Here is a 9,573-nt window from a genome sequence, read left to right as displayed (position 1 = left end):
ACTCCCAGAATTTATTCCTACCCAGAAAAAAGCTGATTATATTAATCAATTGTTAAAGGTGGGCTTTGATACCATAGATTTCGGAAGTTTTGTGTCTCCAAAGGCCATTCCTCAAATGAAAGATACGGTGGATGTATTGGATAGACTGGATCTAAGCAGCACCAAATCCAAGTTATTGGCTATAGTAGCTAATAAACGAGGGGCTGATCATGCCGTACAATTTGAGGAAATCACCTATCTAGGTTTTCCTTTGTCAATTTCGGAAACTTTTCAGCAGCGAAATACTAAACTATCCATTGCAGAAGCTTTAATTACACTCCAGCAAATTCAGGATCAATGTTTAAGGCATAATAAAATATTGGTTACTTATATTTCAATGGGTTTCGGAAATCCTTATGGAGATCCTTATAATGAGGAGGTGGTTGCTGAGTTTGTATTGAAATTGAAGAAAATGGGGGTAAAAATTATTTCATTGGCAGACACAATAGGTGTTTCCAGTAGGGATAATATTATGTATTTATTTTCCTCCCTTATTTCTGACTTTCCAACAATTGAATTTGGGGCTCATTTACATTCTTCTCCGAAAACTGCCTTGGAAAAGATTTCTGCCTGTTACTCCGCTGGATGTCATCGGTTCGATGGAGCAATTAAAGGCTTTGGAGGTTGCCCTATGGCTAAAGATGAATTAGTAGGGAATTTGGCGACCGAATCTTTGATTGCTTTTTTAGGTAGTAAAAAGGAATTGGGGCTAAAACAAGACGAATTTTTAAAAGCCATGGAGATGGCTGAAAAGGTGTTTTCTTAAGTGCTTCCTATACTTGTGTGGATTAGTTAAAATTCAATGCAAAAGTTTTACCAGGCATGGCTTTCACAACTCCTTTAAATTCTAACAAAAGTAATTTAGAAGCCACTTTATTAATATTGAGTTGAGACAGAAAACTGATTTCATCAATATGTAATTCGCTTGATTTTTTTGCAAAGGCAGAAATTATTTTCTGTTCTTCTTCCGAGTATTGCCTTAAATCTATTGGTTCTGGGCTTTTAGTATCTTTTGTTGACTCTGAAGTCCAGTTCATTACCTTCTCAATATCTTTCGCCTCTGTACATAAATGAGCGATATCATCTTTAATCAAGGTGTTACAACCCTTGGAATATTCCCTTTTGATGTCTCCAGGAACAGCAAAAACTTCCCGGTCATAATCAAAGGCCAAATGGGCTGTAATGATTGCTCCACCTTTTATGGCAGCCTCTACTATAATTGTAAGATCAGAAATCCCAGCAATTATCCGGTTTCTGGCTGGAAATAAATGGCTGTCGGGTAGAGTTCCAAAAGGGTTTTCTGTTAAAATTCCTCCCTGTTGAAGCATCTGAAGGGTGGTTTTGGTATGTATTTTGGGATATATGATATCAATGCCAGATGCCATAATTCCCAATGTATTGAGATTATTTTCCAGTGCTGATCGATGTGCGCAAATGTCAATGCCATAGGCTAATCCGCTAACAATTAAAGGATCGTATTTGGCCAAATCCTTGATTAATTGTTGAGTGATTTCTTTACCATAGTCTGTAGCCTTGCGACTCCCAACCACACTAATAATTTTCCTATTGTTCAAATGATCATTTCCTTTATAAAAAAGTAAAGAAGGAGCGTCAAAAATCTGTTTTAGTTTGGAAGGATATTCTTTTTCTGTATAAAAAAGTATTTTAACCTTTTCTCTTTCAGCCTGATTAATGATTTTCTCAGCTTTGTGAAGTGTATTGCTCCTTTTAAGTTCATTTATTATCTTATCCCCAATTCCTAAAGCTTTTCCAGCAAGCTTCCTGGGAGATTTAAAAACTGCTTCGGCTGAACCGCAAAAACTTATTAACTTTTTAATGAGAATGTCCCCTAAACCAGGAGTTAAATATAGACCGACTTGATATAGTTTCTCGGTATGCATACAGGGAGGGAGTATAAAGAGCTTTTTGGCGGGTTCGTGAAAACTTTTAAAATCTAGGGAAAAGAAAAGTAAATGGTATTTATTAAGAATTTTGTAGATTGAAAAACAAAGGGGATTATTACGAATTTTTATGAGAGGTCACCCTTTGATTTCTATTTCAATATTCACTCCTTCCATTATTTGGGCTTCCATAAGATCCGGTAAATGATCTTTTATCTGGAATTTAGGGTATTCTTTCCTTCTCCCTTTTATTCAATAGTGCTAGTTTTATTTACTGAGCTTTTTCAAGCTTGAATTTCACCCTTCCTTATATCTAATCCTTATTTACTTTGTAATTAATTAGAGGCTTTACGGTAGCTTGTTTTTAATTTCTTGTAATAAGGCTTTTACATTTTTTAAGGCATCAATCATTTCCATTTGATTGATTGCATCACCCTTTTTTTCTTTGAGAACATCTTTTGCCCCTTGTAGTGTATATCCTTTTACTTTAACCAGATGGTAAATTAGCTTTACATTCTCAATATCCTCAGCAGTAAATTGCCTGTTTCCTTTTCTTCCTTTTCGGGGTTTAATAATATCAAATTCACTTTCCCAAAACCGGATCAGGGAGGTGGCTACTCCAAATTTTTCGGCGACTTCACCTATAGTGTAATATTTTTTTTCTATTGTTTTTTCCTTGTATGGCACTTTTATATCCTCAATAGGGTACTTGGATGTTTAAGTATTCAAGTTAATTACGAATTAGAATTACTTGGGGTGAAAAGATGAAATTTATACTCTTTATGACTTAAAAAGAACAAGCCATTAGCTTCTAAATCATTCGTAAAACTATCAATGGATGTAATTAAAGGCATAAAATGATCAAAACCAAACTAAATATGAATTCAAAGAGAATTAATTTGATTTAAACCATAGTCTTAAGTTTGAAAGGGGCTTATGATAATTAAGGTTTTCAATTGCTTAACTCCTAACTTTTAATTATTTATCCAAGAGATTGATTTTCAATAGAAGCCAATTCCAATATTTTTTGATATTCGTCATCGTTCAAGTCTTTGTAAAAGTAATGGACGGGATTGACCACCTTACCGTCTTTAATTACTTCATAATGAATATGAGGACCTGTAGATTGTCCGGTGTTTCCCACATAACCTATACATTCCCCTCTTTTCACCACCTGCCCTTTTTTTACATTAAATTTACTCATGTGTCCGTACAAAGTTTTGTAACCGAAACCATGGTCAATAACCACCTGTTTCCCATATCCTCCGAAAGAGGATTTGACTTTTACCACTTTTCCATTTCCAGTTGCATAAATAGGCGTACCTTTTGGTGCAGAAAAATCAATGCCTGAATGAAACTTTTTGGTTTTAAGAATAGGGTGCATTCTCATGCCATAACCGGAGGCTAATCGATTGAGGTCTTTATTAGTAAGGGGTTGAATAGCTGGAATGGAAGCCCACATTTTAGATTTATTTTTGGCCATTTCCAGTAGCTCATCGTAAGATTTTGTCTGAATGTACATTTGTTTCTTTAGGTGATCAATCCTTTTGAAATCCTGTACTATTAGCTCCTCCCTTTCCAGTCCTTTTTCAATGAGATTTTTGTAGCGATCAGTCCCACCATAACCAGCTTGTCTGATAGTATTTGGAATGGGTTCCGCTTCAAATATGGTTCGATAAATATTGTCATCCCGATCTTGTAGGACCTGCATCATCTTATTGGCTCCATCAATTTCTTTCTCTATGATATCATAATAGAACTTTAGTTCCTCATTTTCTTTTCTTAATTGAGCTTCATCTGGAGATTCAAAATAAGAATTGTAAATGATATTTATACCAATGGCCAATACAAGGGTTAAGGCTAACAGTCCCAAAGCATTAAGAATAACATCTTTGTTTTTTACCTTTACCCGTTCGTATTTACAAGTTTGAGTGTCGTAATAATATTTTATTCGCGCCATATAATACTTGTAAAGTTATTTCTTATAATTTTGTACAAAATGTAGTCATAGACCTAAAGAGCGTTATTCTTCGTTCTTTATACTAGACCAAAACCGCAATTTAAGGTTTTTTTAAATAAAATAATATTCGCTTTTAAAATAAACAAATTAGCTGCTTTAAATGGAGTCTAAATTAATCAGAAAAAAATTCCTGGAATTCTTTGAGGGTAAAGGACATCAAGTAGTTCCTTCAGCACCATTAGTGATGAAAAATGATCCTACATTGATGTTTACAAATGCAGGTATGAATCAATTTAAGGATTATTTTCTTGGTAACAAAGAGGCTCAGGAAAAGAGAGTAACCGATACACAAAAATGTCTGAGGGTTTCTGGTAAGCATAATGACCTGGAAGAAGTGGGTATTGATACCTATCATCATACCATGTTTGAAATGCTTGGTAATTGGTCGTTTGGAGATTACTTTAAAAAAGAAGCCATTGCCTGGGCCTGGGAACTACTCACCGATGTGTATAAATTGCCAAAGGATAGATTATATGTAACTGTTTTTGAGGGAGACAAAGCAGACGGGCTAGAGTTTGATCGAGAGGCTTATGATATTTGGAAAACTTATATTGAGGAAGAACGCATTATAAAAGCCTCGAAGGAGGATAATTTCTGGGAAATGGGTGATCATGGTCCTTGTGGTCCATGTTCCGAAATTCATATAGATTTACGAACAGAAGAACAAATTGCTCAAAAAGGTGGAAAAGAGCTTGTTAATCAGGATCATCCCCAAGTGATCGAAATCTGGAACCTTGTATTCATTCAATATAATCGTATGGTTTCCGGGGAACTAAAGTCTTTGCCGGAAAAGCATGTCGATACCGGTATGGGTTTTGAACGCCTGGCGATGGCCCTACAAGGGAAAATGTCCAATTACGATACGGATGTTTTTCAACCTCTTATTCAGGTTTTGGAGAAGGCGTCTTCAAAGAAGTATGGACAAACAGAGCAGACTGATATTGCCATGCGTGTTTGCGCTGACCATATCCGAGCGGTGGCTTTTGCTGTTGCAGATGGACAGTTACCTTCTAATACCGGGGCTGGTTATGTAATTCGAAGAATCTTGAGAAGAGCGGTAAGATATGGGTATACTTTTCTGAATTTTAGAGAGCCTTTTATGTACACCTTATTAGAGGTCTTGTCAGAACAATTCACTGGTGTTTTTCCTGAACTTGTTTCTCAAAAGGAATTTATTAAAAAGGTAGTGCATGAGGAGGAAGCTTCTTTCCTAAAGACATTGGAGCATGGCTTAAAACGACTTGAGCATATCAAAGAAAACTTGAAGGAAAGCAAGGTAATTGATGGAAAGACCGCTTTTGAATTGTATGATACATTTGGGTTTCCTTTGGACTTGACATCCTTGATTGCTCGTGAAAATGGATTAAGTGTGGATGAACAGGGCTTTGAACAAGAAATGCAGGTTCAAAAAAGCCGCTCTAAGCATGCCGCTACAGTAGAAAAGGGTGACTGGATTGTTTTGCAAGATCAGGAGGAAGTGGAATTTTTGGGTTATGACCAACTTCAAAGTACTTCTCAAATAATAAAATACCGTGAGGTAACTGAAAAGAAAAAGAAACAATACCAAATCGTTTTAGATCGTACCCCTTTCTATGCAGAAAGCGGGGGGCAAGTAGGAGACAGCGGTTATCTGGAAGCTAACGGTCAAAAAATTCAAGTGATAGATACTAAGAAGGAAAATGACCTTATTGTTCACTTTGTTACTGAATTGCCCAAGAAACTTGATGTTGCTTTCGAAAGTGTGGTGAACGAAAGGAAACGCTTGTTAACTCAGAATAATCATAGTGCTACCCATTTGTTGCATGCGGCTCTCAAACAGGTCCTTGGAGATCATGTCCAACAAAAGGGCTCCTTGGTCAATGATAAATTGTTGCGATTCGATTTTTCTCATTTCAGTAAAATGACTGAGGAAGAGATTAGAAGAGTTGAACAATTGGTCAATGAAAAGATTCGTGAAAACATCATTTTGGATGAGCAAAGAAATGTGCCAATTGAAAAAGCAAAAGAACAAGGTGCAACTGCTCTCTTTGGTGAAAAATACGGAGAATTTGTTCGTGTCATTACTTTTGATCCTAATTATTCGGTAGAGTTGTGTGGAGGAACACACGTACAGGCTACAGGGGTGATTGGTTTGTTTAAGATCGTTTCCGAAGGTTCAGTGGCTGCAGGAGTACGACGTATTGAGGCGGTAACTGCCATTGAAGCCGAGGCCTATGTTGAAAAACAAGCCTCACTTTTGAATGACCTAAGGGAAGTTTTAAAACATCCGAAGGACATTAAAAAGGCTTTAGAGTCGCTTGTCATAGAAAGGCAGGAGTTGGCTAAGGAAGTGGAAAGCCTCCATCAGGAACAAGTAAACAAATTAAAAACTTACTTAAAAACTCGAGTCACTGTTTTACATGGGCGAAACGTTCTTATTGAGAAAGTTAAGTTGCCAAGTGCGGAGGCACTTAAAAAACTTTCTTTTGAGCTTAAATCTCAATATTCTTCCTTTTTCATGGTACTAGCGGCTGATATTAAGGGGAAACCTCAAATCTCAGTGGTCATTTCGGAGGAATTGACAAAAGAAGCTGGACTAAATGCAGGGAAGGTGGTTAGAGAACTGGCCAAAGAGATTAAAGGTGGAGGAGGCGGTCAACCGTTTTTCGCTACGGCAGGAGGAAAAGATCTTGAGGGGCTGCAAAAGGTTGTTGAAAAAGCTGATGATATGGTAAATGTTGAATTGGCACATTAAGTTTTTTTAATAAAATAAGTTTTTCAAAAGGAATTAGAATTTATAGTTTTTAGGATGGTGGAATTAAGGAGTTTTTTTCATTCAATCAATTCTTTTTTTGAATTGTATTATCTTGTTGAAAAGAATCTTTATTTCCATTAGTTCTAAAACTTTATTTTGGATAACTAATCCTAATTCAAAAATTTTGCAATTTCTTAATTCTAATTCGTAATTAAATCTATTCTTGCAATAAAAGATGATGATCGATAAAGCAGTAAGAGATAAATATACGGTCGTGATTGGGCTTGAAGTCCATGCTCAGTTGTTGACAAAAAGTAAAATGTATGCTCCGGATATCAATGAATATGGAAGCATGCCTAATACTAATATCAGTGTGATTACCCTGGGGCACCCGGGCACTTTGCCAAAAACGAATAAAAAGGCCGTTGAATATGCCATTAAAATGGGTTTGGCTTGTAATTCCCATATCACACGGGAGAATATTTTTGATCGTAAAAACTACTTCTATCCTGATTTACCCAAAGGGTATCAGGTGACACAGGATAAGACTCCAATCTGTCAGGGAGGGTTTATAACCATTAAAACCAAGGAAGGTAAACCTCATCAAATTCATTTGAACAGAATTCACATGGAGGAAGATGCTGGAAAATCCATTCACTTGGAAGGAGAAACTGACACTTTAGTAGATTTTAACCGTGCAGGTGTTCCATTGATTGAAATTGTGACTGAACCAGACCTTCGTTCTTCTGATGAAGCTTACGCCTTCCTAACCGAGGTAAGAAGGTTGGTGCGTTACCTGGAAATTTGTGATGGAAACATGGAAGAAGGCTCCATGAGATGTGATGCCAATATTTCCGTTATGCTCCATGACGCAGAGCAATTTGGTAAAAAGGTAGAGGTAAAAAATATGAACTCTATCCGAAATGTTCAAAGAGCTATTGAGCATGAGGTGGAGCGTCAAATCTTTGAAATTGAGAATGGAAATGAAATAATTTCCGAAACTCGTACCTTTGATGCTGCTACAGGGACTACTGCCGGCATGCGTACAAAGGAAGAGTTAAATGATTATCGATATTTTCCGGAACCAGACCTTTCACCACTTATCGTGTCAGACGAATGGCTAGAGCGCTTACAAGCCGAGATGCCAAGTCTTCCTCAGGAACTTTATGAGAGATTCTTAAATGAGTTGAAGTTGCCTGAATATGATGCGGAAGTGTTGACAGATACTAAGGAGATCGCCTTGTATTTTGAGGAATTGTGTAAGCACACCAAAAATTACAAATCTGCTTCTAACTGGGTAATGGGGCCTGTAAAATCTCATTTGAATGAGTTAACCCTGCATATTGATGATTTTCCGATTAAACCATGGCAGTTGGCAGATTTAATTGGTTTAGTGGATGAAGGGAAGATCAGTCATACGGTGGCTTCTCAAAAGGTTTACCCAATATTACTGGCTCATCCTGAAAAAACCCCATTGAAGATTGCTGAAGAAAATAACCTTATTCAGGATAGTAGTGAAGATAGTATTCAACCTATTATTGATGAGGTATTGGCAAATAATCCTGCCAAAGTACAGGAATATCGATCCGGTAAGAAAGGATTATTAGGCATGTTTATGGGGGAAGTGATGAAGAAAAGTAAAGGTAAAGCAGATCCAAAGTTGGCCAACCAATTGCTAAGAGAAACGTTGGAGAATTAGTAAGAACTCTCATATAGGATTGCCACTCTTAATGGGGCAGACTTATATGAGAGTCCGAAAGGCATTTGAACTCTATCTTTATCTGAAGAAATAATTTCTTTTTATTTAAAAAATGCAATCTATGAAGCGATTAGTGGTGGGGCTGTTTATGTCCTCAATCCTTTGGGCCTGCAACAAAGACTCCAAAGCACAAAGTGATAACTCGATCAATTTGTCGGGCAAAATAGAATTTCCACAAGAAAATGGTTTGATTGTCCTGGAGGAGGCTGTTGATAATCAGCTCAACCCTGTAGATACTATTGAATTAAAGGCTGATAACACCTTTGATTTGGAAGTGAAGGTGAGTGAACCGAACCTGTATCGACTAAATTTGTATAATAAGCAGTTTGTTATGTTGATTCTCAATAATGAGGATGTAAACGTGATAGCTGATGGTAATAGTAGAATGGGTAAATCGGAAATTACTGGTTCTACCGATACTAACTATTTAAAAGAAGTTGGTGAGCTTATGCAAGCTAACCAAGCCACCATGCAAGCCTTGAATAATGATTTCCGTCAAGCGAAAATCGACGGAAATGAGCCCAAGATGAAGGAGTTGCAGGAGGAATTTATGGGAATTCAAGAGAAGCAAAGTGAGGCCATCAAATCCAAAATTGAAGAAATGGGGTCTTCTATTGCTGCTATTTTTGCTCTTAATTATATTGATCAAGAGAAGGAATTTGCATTCCTGGAAAAATTATCCAAAAACTTCCAAAAGGATCTTCCTAACTCCCGATATACAAAGGAGTTGGTGGAAAAGGTTGATCATATGAGAAAACTGGCAATAGGACAGGTTGCCCCGGAAATTGATTTGCCTGACCCTGATGGAAATAATATTAAATTATCCTCCTTAAGAGGGAATTATGTGTTGCTGGACTTCTGGGCAGGATGGTGTGGACCTTGTAGGAGAGAAAATCCAAATGTGGTACGTATGTATAATAAATATCATGAGAAAGGATTTGAGGTTTATAGTGTTTCTCTAGACCGAACCAAAGATAAATGGTTACAGGCAATTAAGGAGGATGGTATGCCATGGACACATGTTTCGGATCTAAAGTATTTTAATTCAGTGGCGGCCCAGGAATACGAGATTCAGGCTATTCCAGCTACCTTCTTATTAGATAAGGAAGGTAAAATAATT

The 9,573-nt window shown here is 36.9% G+C and carries 7 protein-coding genes; 4 read left to right on the top strand and 3 right to left on the bottom strand.

Annotation, left to right across the window (positions count from 1 at the left end):
- A partial coding sequence (locus E1171_RS14615) for a beta/alpha barrel domain-containing protein (RefSeq protein ID WP_155206769.1) occupies positions 1–805 on the top strand: 805 nt, incomplete at its 5' end.
- A gap of 22 nt (positions 806–827) precedes the next feature.
- Here the strand turns inward: E1171_RS14615 and dprA are convergent.
- The 3 genes from dprA to E1171_RS14600 all read right to left on the bottom strand — a co-directional run bounded on the left by dprA (position 828) and on the right by E1171_RS14600 (position 3,900).
- Complete coding sequence (gene dprA, locus E1171_RS14610) at positions 828–1,940, bottom strand: DNA-processing protein DprA (RefSeq protein WP_155206768.1); 1,113 nt, start codon at positions 1,938–1,940, stop codon at positions 828–830.
- A gap of 348 nt (positions 1,941–2,288) precedes the next feature.
- Positions 2,289–2,627: a MerR family transcriptional regulator gene (locus tag E1171_RS14605; protein WP_187696469.1), complete on the bottom strand. Its 339-nt coding sequence runs from the start codon at positions 2,625–2,627 to the stop codon at positions 2,289–2,291.
- Positions 2,628–2,922: 295 nt separating this feature from the next.
- Entirely contained in the window at positions 2,923–3,900 is a 978-nt protein-coding gene (locus tag E1171_RS14600; RefSeq protein WP_155206767.1) for a M23 family metallopeptidase, read from the bottom strand.
- 160 nt (positions 3,901–4,060) lie between these two features.
- Here E1171_RS14600 and alaS point away from each other — a divergent pair, with 160 nt between their 5' ends.
- The 3 genes from alaS to E1171_RS14585 form a co-directional block, all read left to right on the top strand.
- Positions 4,061–6,694, top strand: a complete 2,634-nt coding sequence (gene alaS / locus E1171_RS14595) for an alanine--tRNA ligase (RefSeq protein WP_155206766.1) — start codon at positions 4,061–4,063, stop codon at positions 6,692–6,694.
- A 238-nt stretch (positions 6,695–6,932) separates the two neighbouring features.
- Positions 6,933–8,393, top strand: coding sequence for an Asp-tRNA(Asn)/Glu-tRNA(Gln) amidotransferase subunit GatB (gene gatB / locus E1171_RS14590; protein ID WP_155206770.1), 1,461 nt, complete (start codon positions 6,933–6,935; stop codon positions 8,391–8,393).
- 121 nt (positions 8,394–8,514) lie between these two features.
- Positions 8,515–9,573, top strand: a 1,059-nt coding sequence (locus tag E1171_RS14585) for a redoxin domain-containing protein (RefSeq protein WP_187696468.1), incomplete at its 3' end; no start/stop codon positions are given.

It is taken from the genome of Xanthovirga aplysinae (genome assembly GCF_009711365.1).
GTDB classification, from domain to species: Bacteria; Bacteroidota; Bacteroidia; order Cytophagales; family Cyclobacteriaceae; genus Xanthovirga; species Xanthovirga aplysinae.
Note: the sequence above shows the minus strand (reverse complement) of the source record. Positions and strands in the feature narration are given on the sequence as shown.

Bases quoted from the DNA above. Each gene is read 5' to 3' on its own strand.
- dprA (WP_155206768.1), bottom strand. From the start codon at position 1,940: ATGCATACCGAGAAACTATATCAAGTCGGTCTATATTTAACTCCTGGT.
- E1171_RS14600 (WP_155206767.1), bottom strand. From the start codon at position 3,900: ATGGCGCGAATAAAATATTATTACGACACTCAAACTTGTAAATACGAA.
- alaS (WP_155206766.1), top strand. From the start codon at position 4,061: ATGGAGTCTAAATTAATCAGAAAAAAATTCCTGGAATTCTTTGAGGGT.
- gatB (WP_155206770.1), top strand. From the start codon at position 6,933: ATGATCGATAAAGCAGTAAGAGATAAATATACGGTCGTGATTGGGCTT.